Genomic DNA, 14,016 nt, shown 5'->3' with positions numbered 1-14,016 from the left:
AGGAGAACACGAAGATGAAAAAACTGCTTTCGACGTGCGCGCTGATCGGCGCGACACTGCTCGCGGTGCTGGCCGGGCCGGCGCACGCGGACGAGAATTTCCCTCTCGACCGCGCGCCCGATAACGCGGAGAATTTTGCTTCGTTGCAGCACGGCGCACAATTGTTTGTAAACTACTGCCTGAATTGTCACAGCGCGAATCTGATGCGCTACAGCCGGCTGACCGACCTCGGCATTACGCCGAACGAAATCCAGTCGAACCTGCTGTTCACCACGGATAAAATCGGCAACACCATGACGGTGGCGATGCGCCCGGAGGACGCGAAAGCGTGGTTCGGCGCGAGCCCGCCGGATTTGTCGGTGGAAGCGCGGGCGCGTGGCAAGGACTGGCTCTATACGTATTTGCGCAGTTTTTATCGCGACAATACGCGGCCGACCGGCTGGAACAATCTGGTGTATGAAAACGTGAGCATGCCTCACGTGTTGTGGCAACTTCAGGGGCAACGTACCGCGAAGTTCGGTGACGAAGTCGACGAAAAAACCGGCGAGACAGTGCACAAATTCGTCGGCTACCAACAGGTCACGCCGGGGACGATGTCGCCGGTAGATTATGATTCTGCTGTGGCCGACCTCGTGTCGTACCTGTCATGGATGTCCGAACCGACACAGAAAACCCGCAAGCAGCTAGGCGTGTGGGTGCTGATGTTCCTCGGCATCCTGAGCTTTTTCGCCTGGCGACTGAACGCCGCGTACTGGAAAGATATCAAATAATCACGCCGTTATCCGGCGTGGGGCCGGCGCCAGGAAAGACCTGTTGAACGGTTTTTCCGCGCGCTGGCCTTTCAGCTTTTTGAGGAAACGTAAATATGATGGTTCTGTATTCCGGCACAACTTGCCCGTTCTCCCAGCGCTGCCGGCTGGTGTTGTTCGAAAAGGGCATGGACTTCGAGATCCGCGACGTCGACCTGTTTAACAAGCCGGAAGACATCGCTGTGATGAATCCGTATGGTCAGGTGCCGATTCTCGTTGAACGGGACCTGATTCTGTACGAATCGAACATCATCAACGAGTACATCGACGAGCGTTTTCCGCATCCGCAACTGATGCCGGCCGATCCGGTTCAGCGCGCCCGCGCCCGTCTGTTCCTGCTCAATTTCGAGAAGGAACTGTTTGTTCACGTCGGCACCCTCGAAAACGAAAAGGGTAAGGCGGCTGAGAAGAATCACGAGAAGGCGCGTCTTGCCATCCGCGATCGTCTGACACAACTCGCACCGATCTTCCTGAAGAACAAGTACATGCTCGGCGAAGAGTTCTCGATGCTGGACGTCGCGATCGCGCCGTTGCTGTGGCGTCTGGACCACTATGGCATCGAGTTGTCGAAGAACGCTGCACCGCTGATGAAGTACGCTGAGCGCATTTTCAGCCGCCCGGCCTATATCGAAGCGCTGACGCCTTCGGAAAAGGTGATGCGTCGTTGAGTTTGGCTTTGGGGTGAGGGCGCCGCGTCTCGATCGTTTTCCGTGCGCGCCCAAACCCGGTAAGAGGACTGTTGATGCAAGAGATTTCCACCAAACCGTATCTGCTGCGCGCGCTGTACGAGTGGTGCACGGATAACGGCTATACGCCGCATATCGCGGTTCGGGTCGACAATCAGACGCGCGTGCCGCGTCAGTTTGTGCGTGACAACGAGATCGTACTGAACATCAGCTTCGAGGCGACCAGCCAGTTGCAGATGGGCAACGAATGGATCGAGTTCAGCGCGCGCTTCTCCGGCAAGTCGCACAAGATCGAAGTGCCGATCACCAATATTCTCGCGATCTACGCGCGCGAAAATGGCCAGGGCATGGCATTCCCGGTCGAATCGGCAGGTGGCGAAGCGCAGGATTCCGGCGCCGATGCGGAACTGGCGGACGAACCCGAATCGCCGGCTGCGCCTATCGGCGCGGGGCCTCGCGCGGCCGAAACGTCGTCTTCTGCTGCTGATACCACCTCCGCGAGGACGGATGGCGCGACCGGCGATCCGCAACCTGACGATGACGGTACGAAAGGTGGCGGAAGGGCTCGCCTCAAGATCGTGAAATGAAGTAGAATCACGGCCTCATGCCGGCTTAGCTCATCAGGTAGAGCGCTTGACTTGTAATCATGAGGTGGCGGGTTCGAGTCCTGCAGCCGGCACCAGTAGCATGGAAACGGGTTTCTGAAGAATTTCAGAAACCCGTTTTTTATTTGGGGCTGAATCGGACGCACGGAATCAGCTTGCGCCCGGCGGCCCTTGCCGCGCGGGGTAGGAGCGCGCAGGCTTGCCGATTGCCGGTGATGGGTGAGCACGGAAAAGGGCTCATTTTCACCATATCTCATTCACCTTGTCGATTGTGGACACTTCAGTCTACGATGGTGTCGTTATTTGCTCTTAGACCAGGCCGGACGGGCGTGGCATCAAGCTCTGCCGGGCGACCTCCTACAGATACCGTCCCGCGGACCCGGCTGAGAGAGTTACTATTCGGGCGTCAGTCGGCACGATCAGTCACTCCGGCGGGCGACGCCCCCCGAGACGCGAGATTTCCCCGCGTCACTTCCGCAACACAGACCCCACCTTCATCATGACCAGCCCCGCAACCATTTCCTGGCCCGAAGCCGACGGCCCCCGCTCCGCGCGTTGGCGCTCTGAAGCCGCGGTTCCGCCGCCCAGGCGCGTCGTCGTCGCGGACGATCGCACGACCGCCGACTCGGCCTATCGGCTCGCGTGCGAAGGCACGGCGTTGCTGTGGAACGGCGACTTTCAGAACGCCCGCCAACTGCTGCAGGCGGTCACGCGCCGGCTGGAACGCAAACCGCGCAAACAGGGTGAAACGCCGATCGACGCGTTCAATCTGCATCGTCAGGCACAGTCGCAACGTGCCCGCACGCTCGGCATGATTCTGATCCCGCTCGACGCCGCGTATGGCATCCCGCTGCGCCGCGCGCCTGAAGTGCAACAGGCCTGCATCGAAACCTACGGACCGTCGAACGACGAGCCCTCGGTCGTGTCGCTGCGCGAATTGCTCGGCCTGATCGGTGCGCATGAATGGCGCAAGAAGGGTGTCGAAATCCCGGCGCTCGGCGAGCGCATTCATCCGCACTACGGCGTGTTTTCGCCGGTGCGCGGCGAGTATGTGGATCTGGTTGCGCGCACACCGTTGCCGTCGCTGAACAAGGCGTTCGATATCGGCACCGGCACAGGTGTGCTGGCCGCGCTGCTCGCCAAACGCGGCGTGAAGAAAATCGTTGCGACCGATCAGGATCCGCGCGCGCTTGCGTGCGCGCGCGAGAACCTCACGCGGCTTGGCTACGATCAGCAAGTGGAGATCGTGCAGGCCGATCTGTTTCCGGAAGGCCGCGCACCGCTAGTGGTCTGCAATCCGCCGTGGGTGCCGGCGCGACCCGCGTCGCCGATCGAATACGCCATCTACGATGCGGAAAGCCGCATGTTGCTCGGCTTTCTGAACGGCTTGACGGAGCATTTGTCGCCGGGTGGCGAAGGCTGGCTGATCATGTCGGATTTTGCCGAGCATCTGGGTCTGCGTACTCGCGAGTGGCTGCTTGCCGCGATCGAAACCGCCGGGCTGACCGTGGTTGGCCGCGAGGATATTCGTCCGCGGCACCCGAAGTCGACCGACGAAACCGATGCGCTGCACACGGCGCGTGTGGCTGAAGTGACGTCGCTCTGGCGTCTGAAGGCGCGCTAAACGACGGTGCCCGACATGCTGAAGCGAGATCGAGCGCGGTCACGCACGCAGCAATAGGGCGCCGCTGACACGCGGCGTGGACATGTCAGAGCGGCACGCCGCGCGCCGCGAGATACGCCAATGCGCCGCGTCCGGCCACAAGTCCGCTGGCGAAGCAGGCGGTGAGTAGATAACCGCCGGTCGGCGCTTCCCAGTCGAGCATTTCGCCCGCGCAAAACGCGCCGGGCAGCCGCTCGATCATCAGATGCTCGTCCAGCGCTTCGAACGAAACCCCGCCGGCGGTGCTGATCGCTTCCGCGATAGGCCGGGCGCGAGTGAGCCGGACCGGAAGCGCCTTGATCGCATGCGCGAGTCCATGTGCATCGGCGAACGCTTCCTTCGACAGAATCTCGTGCAGCAAGGCCAGTTTTACGCCGCTTATACCGATTCTGCCGTGCAGGTGAGTGGACATGGAGCGCGAGCCTCGTGGTCGCGTGACTTCGCCGACGACACGCTCCAACGTCAAGCCTGGCGCCAGATCCAGTGAAATCGTCACATCGCCGTCGGCGAGAATTCGCTCCCGGATAGTGGCCGACAGCGCATAAATCAGGCTCCCTTCAAGGCCGGTTTCGGTCAGAAGTATTTCACCTTGTCGATTGTGGACTTTATTGTCTATATCGGTGAGTGTGATGGCCACGGATTTCACTGGCTGACCGGCGAAACGTTCGCGCAGATAGGGGCTCCAGTCCGCATCGAAGCCGCAGTTCGCCGGCTGCAATGGCGCCACCGCCACCTCGCGCGCGCTCAGTAGCGGTACCCAGGCGGCGTCCGAACCGAGCCTCGGCCAGCTTGCCCCGCCGAGCGCGAACACCACGGCGTCATAGCTCGCGTGTTGCTCACCGTCGGGTGTGGCGAAGCGAAGTGTGTGGGCGGCGATGTTGTCACCGCTATCGCCGTCCCAGCCGGTCCACTTGTGGCGCATGTGGAAGCGCACACCGGCTTCCCGCAAGCGATGCAACCACGCACGCAACATCGGCGCCGCTTTCATGTCGGTGGGGAAAACCCGTCCCGAACTGCCGACGAACGTCTCGATGCCAAGTCCCTGCAGCCATGCCCGCAAAGCGTCGGGACCGAACGCGTCGAGCAGCGGCGCGATCTGTTCACGGCGCGCGCCGTAGCGGCCGAGAAACGGCGCGAGTGGCTCGGAATGCGTGATATTCATGCCGCCTTTACCCGCCATCAGGAATTTGCGGCCGACTGACGGCATCGCGTCGTAGACGTCGACCTGCACGCCGTGCAGGGCAAGCGCCTCGGCGGCCATCAAGCCGGCGGGGCCGCCGCCGATCACGGCAACGCGGGCGGAATCGAGGGAGGATGACATGCGGTCCTGCGGATGAGCGGAAGGTCGGCGCGCCGATTGATCCGTTCCGGCGATCGGGCGGCGCGAAGGGCGCTATTTTCACACCGTGGGCAGCGCAGGGCAAACGGGAACCTCGGTGCCGGAGCAGGCGGCCGAAAAAACCTGGGTTCGGGCCGTTTCGACTTTGCCCGGTCTGCGCTCACTGCTTTTCAATCCCCGCACGCGAACTATACTTTTCAAACACCTTCCATCGGACGCGACCCGCGTCGTCTCCGCGTCAACCGATCCCGCCATTTCCATTGCGCCCGACGCCGCCCACGCTGCCGTGTTGCCACTGAGGACGTGGAGGCGGCCCGCGCCCCTGCTGCCCCTTGGGGGTGTTTCGTCTTTCGATCAAGGAGATTGCCATGACTCGCAAATACATCGACTGTCGCGAGTTTCCGAGCGAAATGAATTGCACCGTTGCCCTGTCCGCCGACAGCGAGAGCGAACTGCTGGACGCGGCCGTCCAACACGCCGTGACAGTGCACAAGCATGCGGACTCGCCGGAATTGCGCTCACAACTCAAGACGCTATTTCATGAAGGCACGCCACCCGTCGAAGCCCCGCGCGCGTAATGCACGGTCGCGCGCGCCGCGAACAGCATGCGCGTGATCAGTTCGAGCGGCGCCGAGCCGCTCGAACTGAGCGTGACTTTGTGCGGGCGTCCTAGCCGGGGTAAGCCTCGTCCACCTTCAGGCCGGCCAGTTTGAAAATGACCCGCAGCGTTTGCGGTTTGATGTCGCGACGCGAAGCGAGTGTCGTCATCACGAAGTCGAGCACTTTCGCGTACTTGAGCATCGTCAGGCACGTTTCCATGTCGACGCTGCCGTCGCGCATGATTTCGGCCAGTCGCAGCATTTCGGTGGAAATATCGCGTGCCATCTCCAGTTCGAGCTGCTGCTTTTCCGACCACGCCGGCGCGGCGGTGAGCTTAGCCAGCATTTCCTGAAATTTCTGTTCGACGTTTCCGTTGGGTACCGTGTCCATCGCTGCCTCTTCTAATTTCCAGGCGCGCGTCCGTTTGATATCGCGGCGCGCTGCTGGTTACGTAACGTTCGGCCCGTGTTCCGGGACCGTCCTCCCCACATGCATTCGGTTCGCGTGATCGACGCCACGGCCGGCAGCCTCTTGTTATGCGCGACACGGCTTACGCCATCGGGTGAGCCGGCCCGCAAGATGCTTTCTGGCCACGTTGGAAACGTCCCGCGCAGTGCGTTTTATGCAGGAAGTGTTCCAGGTTTGTGGCGTTTCTTGCGTTGTCGACACGGCTCTCCAGGTGGGCGGCGCGCGCTTTGGGTAAACTGGCAGTAACTTTTCCTTTTTTCCGTCATCTGTCGCACGTTCGCGCGCAATTGATGCCGGTCCCCCGAGATGTCCAGCAAAACTCACGAAATTCGTCCCAACCAATCCGTCGAACTGCTGAAGGAGCTTCATATCCTGACGCGCGACGGCAAGATGAACCAGGACAGCCGCCGTAAGCTGAAGCAGGTCTATCACCTGTTCCAGTTCATCGAGCCGCTACTGAAAGATCTCAAGGATCAGCAGGGCGCGGTGACGCTCGTCGACCACGGCGCGGGTAAGTCATATCTAGGTTTTATCCTGTATGACCTTTTCTTCAAGGAGTTTCAGGATGCCGCAGGTGGTGCGTCGCACATTTATGGCATTGAGACGCGCGAGGAACTCGTCAAGAAATCCGAGGAACTGGCCGCCCGGCTAGGCTTCAAGGGAATGTCGTTTCTGAATTTGTCGGTGGCGGAGTCGATTACGTCGGAGCGTTTGCCGGCGCAAATCGATATCGTCACGGCGCTGCATGCATGCAATACCGCGACAGACGACGCGCTCCGCTTTGCGCTGGAAAAGCGCGCGAAATACATTGTGGTGGTGCCGTGCTGCCAGGCCGAAGTGGCAGGTGTTTTACGGCAGAACAAGAGTAAATCGCTGGGCAATGCGTTGACCGAGATTTGGCGGCATCCGTTACATACCCGGGAATTCGGCAGCCAGATTACTAACGTATTGCGCTGCTTGCAGCTTGAAGCGCACGGTTATCAGGTGAGCGTGACGGAGTTGGTCGGATGGGAACATTCGATGAAGAATGAACTGATTATTGCCCATTTCAACGATCTGCCGAGGCGCCGGCCGGCCGAGCGACTCAATGAAGTAATGGAAACGCTCGGGATCGAAGAGTTGAAAGAAAGATTCTTTGTCGCCGGCTGATCTGTTTGCGCTGCGTGGCGGCTGCGTGGTAGGCAGGCGGCGGCCTTTTGCCGGCCGCCGCGCGAACTACATTTTCATCAGATCATTCCAGCCTTTAAGACCGATTCGCCGAAGCGTTTCCTGATTCCGTTCATAAATCGCTTCCGGATCGGGGAACGCCTGAACTGCGCGTTCAATGCTGTCCTCGCGAAGCAGGTGAAAAATCGGATAAGGCGCACGATTCGTGTAATTTTCAATGTCGTCGGGCTCGCTTCCTTCAAACTGATAATGAGGGTGAAAGCTCGCAATCTGGATAACGCCTTCCAGCCGAAGTTGCTTGATCATTCTTTCCGCGAAGAACAGACAATCGTTGTAATCGAGAAAATCGCCGAGCGCCCGCGGTAAAACCAGTAGCGTGGTATCCACCGTTTCAGGACTTGCCGCGACCAGAGCCTGAATCTCGGCTTCGAGATCGGTTAAAACGCCTTCCATATTCTCAGCGTTGCTCACGGCATAGCGAATCTGACCTTTCACATGCACGGCTTTGGCAAAAGGACAGAGATTGAGGCCAATCACGGCCTCTGTCAGCCAATGACGAACGGCGGCTATAACGGCATCGTGAGATTCGACAGGCGACGACATGGCAAGCAACGAAAGGGGAAACCGTCATTCTAATGGCGCGCAACGTTGCCTATCCGCGCGCTGCCGCAATAGAACGGCAAAAACCTTAACGCGCCGGCGACCCGCCGCACGCCGCGGCGATCAACTGCGCCGCCACCTTCGGGGCGGCAAGAATCGGCCCGCAGCCCGGGCCGTACGTCTGGCTGGCCGCGTACACGCCTTCGATCAGCAAACCCAGCCCGTTGGCTAACGCCACAGGATCGTCAGCGCCTGCTGCGGTGCTGAGCTCCAGAAGCCGCGCCATCAACCGCGCCTTGTTGCGAAACACGAATCGCCGCGCCGGATGCGCCGTGTCAGGAAACTCTACCGAGACATTCACAAACGGACAGCCACGATACTCGTCGATCGATGCACGCACCGCCAGGTCGTCGAAATATTGCTGAAGCTGCTTCGCCGGCTCACCGGGATGCTTCGCGAAACTCTTTTCCACGTAACCGAAAAACTGCTCGTCCTTGCGCTCAAGATACGCCAGCACCAGCTCGTCCTTCGACGAAAACTGGCGGTACAGACTCATCTTGTTCACGCCCGCGCGCTCGACCACCGCGTCGACGCCGACCGTGCGCACTCCCTCGCGATAAAACAACTCGTCCGCGGCGCGCAATAGATGCTGCTGCGCTTCCGGGCCGGCCGTCTGCGTGCCGCGTGCTCGCCTTGCACTGGCCGGCCTGGAGGTTTCACTGTCGGACATGGCATACCACCTGAATTGAATTGACGCCTTGACATGTTACCGACCAGTAACTAATATCGCAACACTCATTGTGACCGATCTGTCACAAGTCCTTCACCTAAGGCGTAACAATGCGAGCGGAGCGGCCTGCGGGCAAGCGCCGACTGGAGAACCGATGAACTGGGCAGCGAGACTGATTGGCGGACGTTTCCACTACGGCTGGTTGACCGTGGCGGTGGTGTTTCTGGTGTTGCTGGCGGCCGCGGGCACCCGCGCTACGCCCAGCGTGATGATGGTGCCGCTGGAGCATCAATTCGGCTGGAGCCGCGCGACGATTTCGCTCGCGATCTCCGTGAATATTGCGCTCTACGGCCTGATGGGGCCGTTCGCGGCTGCGGCGATGCAGCGCTTCGGTGTGCGTCCCACGTTGCTGATCGCGCTCGGCACGATGGCGGCGGGCGTGGCATTGTCGTCGCTGATGACGCATCCGTGGCAGATGGTCCTGATCTGGGGCGTGATGGTCGGCGGCTCGACCGGGGTGGCGGCGCTGTCGTTGTCGGCGACGGTGGTGACGCGCTGGTTCACGACGCATCGTGGCCTCGTCATGGGGATTCTCACCGCGAGTTCGGCGACCGGCCAACTGGTGTTCCTGCCGATGCTCGCGGCCATCGCCGAGCATTACGGGTGGCGTCAGGTGGTGTGGGTGGTGGCGGGCGCTGCCGCAGTCGTTTTGCCGCTGGTCGCGTTTCTGTTGCCGGAGCGGCCCGCTGATATGAAGCTGCGCCCATTCGGCGAGCCGGCCGACGCGCTGATCTCCGCCACGGTGACCAAGCAGAATCCGCTGGCCATCGCCTTCGGCACACTCGCGATGGCGAGCAAGACGCGCGATTTCTGGCTGCTGTTCTTCAGCTTCTTTATCTGCGGCGCGAGCACCAATGGTTATGTCGGCACTCACCTGATTGCGATGTGCGGCGACTACGGCATGAGCGAAGTGCAGGGCGCATCCTTGCTCGCTGCCATGGGTATCTTCGATCTGTTCGGCACGACACTGTCGGGCTGGCTGTCGGATCGCTTCAATAGTCGCGTTTTGCTGTTCTGGTACTACGGTTTGCGCGGTTTGTCGCTGATGTACCTGCCGCACGCGTTCGGTATCGATTTCTTCGGCTTGCCGCTGTTCGCGGTGTTCTACGGGCTCGACTGGATCGCGACCGTGCCGCCCACCGTGCGTCTTGCGACCGATGTCTTCGGCAAGGAATCGGCGCCGGTCGTATTCGGCTGGGTGGTCGCCGGTCACCAACTGGGCGCGGCCTTCGCGGCGCTCGGTGCGGGCATGCTGCGCGCGAGCCTCGGCACGTACACGGTCGCATCGATGATTTCTGGCGGATTGTGCCTGGTGGCCGCCGTGATCGTGCTGCGGATCAACCGGCCGGCCAAGGTGCCGGAGCCGCAAGCGGTATGAAACTGCGGCCGCCCGCCCCTCGTGCACTTTAAAAAACGCGAACCCGCGCAAACGGCCTTTCTCTTATATGAGGCCGTTTGCCATTGCAGCCGATCTGAAAAACTAACTGTGCACTTGTTGGAGCACGAGCGGCTCAGCCCGGTTATGCTATGAAACCCCGGGCAGCCGCCCGTCGATCATGAATTTCGACCGAGAGAAGCGCATGACCAACAAACCCGCCCCTACCGCAGTTGCCATTCACGAGTTGATTGCAGGTCGCTGGAGCCCGCGCGCGTATTCGAGCGAGCCGGTGAGCCGCGAGCACCTGCAGTCGGTGCTCGAAGCGGCACGCTGGGCGCCGTCTTCGTATAACGCACAACCGTGGCGTTTTCTCGTATTTGACCGCAGCGTCGATGAAGTCTCGTTCAAGCAGGCCTTTGCTACGCTCGTGCCGTTCAATCAGGGCTGGAATGCACCGGCGCCGGTGCTGATCGCGGTGACCACGCACACGCTCACCAGCAAGGGCGAAGCGAATCGCTGCGCAGCGTACGACGCGGGTGCCGCGGCAATGGCGCTGGTGTTGCAGGCACATGCGCTCGGCCTCGCCGCGCATCAGATGAGCGGCTTCGATCCGAACGCGTTCCGCGCGGCATTCAAGTTGCCGACCGACGTCGACGTGATCGCGATCATTTCGCTCGGCCACTACGGCGACGTGGACAAACTCGACCCGGTGCTGCGCGAGCGCGAAAAATCGGTGCGTCAGCGTTTGCCGCTTGCCGAGATCGCTTATGGCGGTGCCTGGAAGAAGGCGTTCTGAACGTCCGGCAGCTTTGATGGTAATAAAGACGCGCAGCACTGACTGCGCGTTTTTTCGTTCTGTGTTTGCTGCGATGCATTGAGGCGCATGGTGCGGTTGGTGGCCGCCGCGACGTGTCAGGGTGTGTGGTCCGGTCCGCGCCTTTGCGACGTCTTGGAGCGCATGCTTTATCCCGCGTCGTCCACGACGCTCGAAAGCGGCGCCGCCACACTCTCGAGCGATTTGCGCTCCGCATCCACGCCCCAGATCGCGGCGATCACCGCCGCGGCGAGCATCAGCGCCGAGCCGACCAGATAGCCCGAAAACACTTCGCTGCGCTGATGCGTGTCGATCAGCCGGCCGAAGAACGCTGGGCCGATGACGCCGCCCAACGCCGTGCCGAACGCGTAGAACACCGCGATCGCCAGCGCGCGGATTTCCAGCGGAAACGATTCGCTGACAGTCAGATACGCCGAGCTCGCCGCTGCCGAGGCGAAGAAGAAAACTACCATCCACGCGATGGTCTGGGTCGTGACGGTGAGCATCTGCTGTTCGAACAGATAGCCGCTTACCGTCAGCAGGATGCCGGACAGCGCGTAAGTCGCAGCAATCATCTTGCGTCGCCCGATTACGTCGAAGAGCCGGCCGAGCACCAGTGGCCCAAGGAAGTTGCCGAGCGCGAACGGCAGCAGATACCAACCGATATGGTCGCCCGGCACGCCGTAGAAATCGGTCAGCACCAGCGCGTAGGTAAAGAAGATCGCGTTGTAGAAGAAGGCCTGCGCAGTCATCAGCGAGAGGCCGACCAGCGCGCGTCGACGGTGCACGTTGAACAGCGTGTGAAACACCTCGCGCAGCGGCGTATGTCCGCGCGCTCTCAGCTTGAGGCGTGTGAGGCCATCGTCGGCAAGCGTGTGGCCTTCGTCGCGAAAACGCATTTCGATGCCCTCGACGATCGAGCGCGCATCGCCTTCATCGCCGTGCGTGAGTAACCAGCGCGGACTTTCAGGCACCCAGATGCGCATCGGCAAAATCGCCAGCGCCAGCACCGCGCCGATGAAGAAACACGCGCGCCAGCCCCAGTCGCCGGGCAGCAGATTTGGATCGAGCAGGATCAGCGAGCCCGCCGCGCCGAGTCCGGCGCCGACCCAGAAGGTGCCGTTGATGCCGAGATCCGTCCAGCCGCGCACCCGCGCCGGTGTGAACTCCTGAATGGTCGAATTGATCGCGGTGTATTCGCCGCCGATGCCGGCGCCGGTGAGAAAGCGAAACAGCAGGAAACTGGCGAGATTCCACGACAAAGCGGTTGCCGCGGTGGCCGCGAGGTAAAGCGCGAGCGTGATGAAAAACAGCTTGCGACGGCCGAGCCGGTCCGTCAGCCAGCCGAATCCGAGTGCACCGAGCACGGCGCCGGCAATGTAAGCGCTGCCGGCGAGGCCCACGTCGGCGTTGGTAAAGCGCAACGATGGACTGGACTTCAACGCGCTCGCTACCGCACCCGCCAGCGTGACTTCGAGACCGTCCAGCAGCCACGTTACGCCCAGCGCGACAACGATCAACGAATGAAAGCGTCCCCAGGGCAAGCGGTCGAGCCGCGAGGGCAAATTCGTTTCAATCACTGCGGCGTTTTTCTCATGCACAACGGCGGTAGGCGGCGCGCTCATTGCTGCAAGTCTCCTGATTACTGAAATTTGGCGGCGTATCCTGTCGAATTGAGCAATTTTTGTTCCGTCGGGCGGACTTTGCGGCTTGTTGCCGAGGTACCGGAAAGCGTCAGTTGATGCTGATTGGCCTTTCGTGTTACAAAGCCGCTCCCCTTTCTGTCCGCGCCAGCCGTGAGCGGCGATTCCTGCCATGAACTATTGCGCGATTGACTTCGGTACTTCCAATTCGGCCGTAGCCGTCCCTGACGGCGCTGCGCTTAAGCTTGCGCCGGTCGAGGGCGCCTATACGACGCTACCAACCGCCGTCTTTTTCAACACCGACGAAAACACCCGCGAGTTCGGGCGTGCGGCGTTGGCGCAGTACATAGACGGTTTTGACGGCCGTTTGATGCGCTCGATGAAAAGTATTCTCGGCTCGCCGCTTGCCGAGAATTCGACCGATCTCGGCGATGGTTCGGCGATCAAGTACACGGACATCATTGCGCTTTTCGTCGACCATCTGAAGCGCTCGGCCGAGAAGAGCGCGGGTGGCCCGATCAGCCGCGCCGTGCTGGGCCGCCCGGTGTTCTTCGTCGACGACGATCCGCGTGCCGACCAGATGGCGCAGCAGCAGCTCGAAGCGGCGGCGCGTTCGGTCGGTTTGCGGGAGATTCACTTTCAGTATGAGCCGATCGCAGCCGCGTTCGACTACGAATCGCATCTGACGGAAGAGGGGCTCGTGCTGGTGGCCGACATCGGCGGCGGTACGTCGGACTTTTCGCTGGTGCGGGTGGGGCCGGAGCGGATGAAGCGCGTGGAGCGTAAAGACGACGTGCTGGCTCACCACGGTGTGCACGTTGCGGGCACCGATTTCGACCGCCGTGTCGAACTGGTGACGATCCTGCGTGAACTCGGCTATCAGACGCTCGACCCCGAAGGTCGTGAGATTCCGAACCGCATCTATTTCGATCTGGCCACCTGGCACTTGATCAACACGGTCTACGCCCCGAAGCGCGTCAGCGAACTCGCGCTCATGCGGCACCTGTTCCTCCAGACCAAACATCACGATCGCCTGATGCGTGTCGTGGAGCGCCGTTTGGGCCATGCGCTGGCGGCGCATGCGGAAGAGGCGAAGATCGGCGTGGCGGCGGGCGGCGAGACGGTGATCGACCTCGACGAGGTGGAAGACGACCTGCGCCTCGCATTCGACGAAGCGCAACTCATCAAGGCCGGGCACGACGAGACGCAGCGCATCGTGCAGGCGGCGCGCGACACGGTGCAGGCGGCCGGCGTCGCTCCGCGCGACGTCAACGCTATTTACTTTACGGGTGGCTCGACCGGTTTGGCATTTCTATCGGGCGCATTGGCGGCGGCATTTCCCGATGCCAAAGCAGTATTCGGCGACCGTCTTGCCAGCGTTGCGACAGGTCTCGGTATTCATGCGCGGCGTGTGTTTGGATAAACAGACTTACCAATCGCATACTGCGAAGATA

At 61.3% G+C, this 14,016-nt stretch carries 14 protein-coding genes and 1 tRNA gene; 10 read left to right on the top strand and 5 right to left on the bottom strand.

Translation table 11 applies throughout. The features are described 5' to 3' along the window. Positions 1-14: 14 nt before the first annotated feature. The 5 genes from HWX91_RS38230 (at position 15) to HWX91_RS38210 (ending at position 3,724) form a co-directional block, all read left to right on the top strand. Positions 15-770 (top strand): cytochrome c1, encoded by a 756-nt coding sequence (locus HWX91_RS38230; protein WP_028199657.1) that lies wholly within the window; start codon positions 15-17, stop codon positions 768-770. 95 nt (positions 771-865) lie between these two features. After that, complete coding sequence (locus HWX91_RS38225; protein ID WP_006052302.1) at positions 866-1,477, top strand: glutathione S-transferase N-terminal domain-containing protein; 612 nt, start codon at positions 866-868, stop codon at positions 1,475-1,477. A gap of 74 nt (positions 1,478-1,551) precedes the next feature. Further along, complete coding sequence (locus HWX91_RS38220; protein WP_028199658.1) at positions 1,552-2,082, top strand: ClpXP protease specificity-enhancing factor; 531 nt, start codon at positions 1,552-1,554, stop codon at positions 2,080-2,082. Positions 2,083-2,101: 19 nt separating this feature from the next. Further along, positions 2,102-2,177 (top strand) — tRNA-Thr (locus tag HWX91_RS38215). A 422-nt stretch (positions 2,178-2,599) separates the two neighbouring features. After that, the gene (locus HWX91_RS38210) at positions 2,600-3,724 is read left to right on the top strand and encodes a methyltransferase (protein WP_028199659.1); all 1,125 of its coding nucleotides are present in this window, start codon (positions 2,600-2,602) and stop codon (positions 3,722-3,724) included. Between the two features lie 85 nt (positions 3,725-3,809). Here HWX91_RS38210 and HWX91_RS38205 read toward each other — a convergent pair whose 3' ends face one another. Beyond that, positions 3,810-5,084 (bottom strand): TIGR03862 family flavoprotein, encoded by a 1,275-nt coding sequence (locus HWX91_RS38205; RefSeq protein ID WP_028199660.1) that lies wholly within the window; start codon positions 5,082-5,084, stop codon positions 3,810-3,812. 386 nt (positions 5,085-5,470) lie between these two features. Between HWX91_RS38205 and HWX91_RS38200 the strand changes: the two genes are divergently transcribed. Then, positions 5,471-5,680, top strand: coding sequence for a DUF1059 domain-containing protein (locus tag HWX91_RS38200; protein WP_028199661.1), 210 nt, complete (start codon positions 5,471-5,473; stop codon positions 5,678-5,680). Between the two features lie 91 nt (positions 5,681-5,771). Here HWX91_RS38200 and HWX91_RS38195 read toward each other — a convergent pair whose 3' ends face one another. Further along, on the bottom strand, positions 5,772-6,092 hold the full coding sequence (locus HWX91_RS38195; RefSeq protein ID WP_028199662.1) for a type II toxin-antitoxin system HicA family toxin: 321 nt from the start codon (positions 6,090-6,092) through the stop codon (positions 5,772-5,774). A 384-nt stretch (positions 6,093-6,476) separates the two neighbouring features. Here HWX91_RS38195 and HWX91_RS38190 point away from each other — a divergent pair, with 384 nt between their 5' ends. Beyond that, positions 6,477-7,319 carry a class I SAM-dependent methyltransferase gene (locus HWX91_RS38190; RefSeq protein WP_028199663.1) on the top strand — a complete coding sequence of 281 codons (843 nt, stop codon included), beginning with the start codon at positions 6,477-6,479 and terminating at the stop codon, positions 7,317-7,319. Between the two features lie 66 nt (positions 7,320-7,385). Here HWX91_RS38190 and HWX91_RS38185 read toward each other — a convergent pair whose 3' ends face one another. Together HWX91_RS38185 and HWX91_RS38180 are read right to left on the bottom strand one after the other, a co-directional pair. Continuing rightward, complete coding sequence (locus HWX91_RS38185) at positions 7,386-7,940, bottom strand: DUF1415 domain-containing protein (protein ID WP_028199664.1); 555 nt, start codon at positions 7,938-7,940, stop codon at positions 7,386-7,388. 85 nt (positions 7,941-8,025) lie between these two features. Then, positions 8,026-8,667: a TetR/AcrR family transcriptional regulator gene (locus HWX91_RS38180; RefSeq protein WP_028199665.1), complete on the bottom strand. Its 642-nt coding sequence runs from the start codon at positions 8,665-8,667 to the stop codon at positions 8,026-8,028. Between the two features lie 154 nt (positions 8,668-8,821). Between HWX91_RS38180 and HWX91_RS38175 the strand changes: the two genes are divergently transcribed. Both HWX91_RS38175 and HWX91_RS38170 read left to right on the top strand, forming a co-directional pair. Beyond that, entirely contained in the window at positions 8,822-10,105 is a 1,284-nt protein-coding gene (locus HWX91_RS38175; protein WP_028199666.1) for an MFS transporter, read from the top strand. 202 nt (positions 10,106-10,307) lie between these two features. Next, the gene (locus HWX91_RS38170) at positions 10,308-10,901 is read left to right on the top strand and encodes a nitroreductase family protein (protein WP_028199667.1); all 594 of its coding nucleotides are present in this window, start codon (positions 10,308-10,310) and stop codon (positions 10,899-10,901) included. A 167-nt stretch (positions 10,902-11,068) separates the two neighbouring features. On the opposite strand, the gene HWX91_RS38165 is transcribed toward HWX91_RS38170, so the two are convergent. Continuing rightward, a complete protein-coding gene (locus tag HWX91_RS38165) occupies positions 11,069-12,544 on the bottom strand; it encodes an MFS transporter (protein WP_028199668.1) in 1,476 nt (491 codons plus the stop codon). A gap of 190 nt (positions 12,545-12,734) precedes the next feature. On the opposite strand from HWX91_RS38165, the gene HWX91_RS38160 reads away from it, so the two are divergent. After that, positions 12,735-13,985: an Hsp70 family protein gene (locus tag HWX91_RS38160; protein WP_028199669.1), complete on the top strand. Its 1,251-nt coding sequence runs from the start codon at positions 12,735-12,737 to the stop codon at positions 13,983-13,985. Positions 13,986-14,016 lie beyond the last annotated feature (31 nt).

This window comes from Paraburkholderia fungorum, assembly GCF_902833645.1.
Taxonomy (GTDB): Bacteria; Pseudomonadota; Gammaproteobacteria; order Burkholderiales; family Burkholderiaceae; genus Paraburkholderia; species Paraburkholderia fungorum.
This window is presented reverse-complemented; position numbering and strand designations above follow the sequence as displayed.

Bases quoted from the DNA above. Each gene is read 5' to 3' on its own strand.
- HWX91_RS38195 (WP_028199662.1), bottom strand. From the start codon at position 6,092: ATGGACACGGTACCCAACGGAAACGTCGAACAGAAATTTCAGGAAATG.
- HWX91_RS38165 (WP_028199668.1), bottom strand. From the start codon at position 12,544: ATGAGCGCGCCGCCTACCGCCGTTGTGCATGAGAAAAACGCCGCAGTG.
- HWX91_RS38190 (WP_028199663.1), top strand. From the start codon at position 6,477: ATGTCCAGCAAAACTCACGAAATTCGTCCCAACCAATCCGTCGAACTG.
- HWX91_RS38205 (WP_028199660.1), bottom strand. From the start codon at position 5,084: ATGTCATCCTCCCTCGATTCCGCCCGCGTTGCCGTGATCGGCGGCGGC.
- HWX91_RS38160 (WP_028199669.1), top strand. From the start codon at position 12,735: ATGAACTATTGCGCGATTGACTTCGGTACTTCCAATTCGGCCGTAGCC.
- HWX91_RS38185 (WP_028199664.1), bottom strand. From the start codon at position 7,940: ATGTCGTCGCCTGTCGAATCTCACGATGCCGTTATAGCCGCCGTTCGT.
- HWX91_RS38175 (WP_028199666.1), top strand. From the start codon at position 8,822: ATGAACTGGGCAGCGAGACTGATTGGCGGACGTTTCCACTACGGCTGG.
- HWX91_RS38210 (WP_028199659.1), top strand. From the start codon at position 2,600: ATGACCAGCCCCGCAACCATTTCCTGGCCCGAAGCCGACGGCCCCCGC.
- HWX91_RS38230 (WP_028199657.1), top strand. From the start codon at position 15: ATGAAAAAACTGCTTTCGACGTGCGCGCTGATCGGCGCGACACTGCTC.
- HWX91_RS38200 (WP_028199661.1), top strand. From the start codon at position 5,471: ATGACTCGCAAATACATCGACTGTCGCGAGTTTCCGAGCGAAATGAAT.
- HWX91_RS38220 (WP_028199658.1), top strand. From the start codon at position 1,552: ATGCAAGAGATTTCCACCAAACCGTATCTGCTGCGCGCGCTGTACGAG.
- HWX91_RS38225 (WP_006052302.1), top strand. From the start codon at position 866: ATGATGGTTCTGTATTCCGGCACAACTTGCCCGTTCTCCCAGCGCTGC.
- HWX91_RS38170 (WP_028199667.1), top strand. From the start codon at position 10,308: ATGACCAACAAACCCGCCCCTACCGCAGTTGCCATTCACGAGTTGATT.
- HWX91_RS38180 (WP_028199665.1), bottom strand. From the start codon at position 8,667: ATGTCCGACAGTGAAACCTCCAGGCCGGCCAGTGCAAGGCGAGCACGC.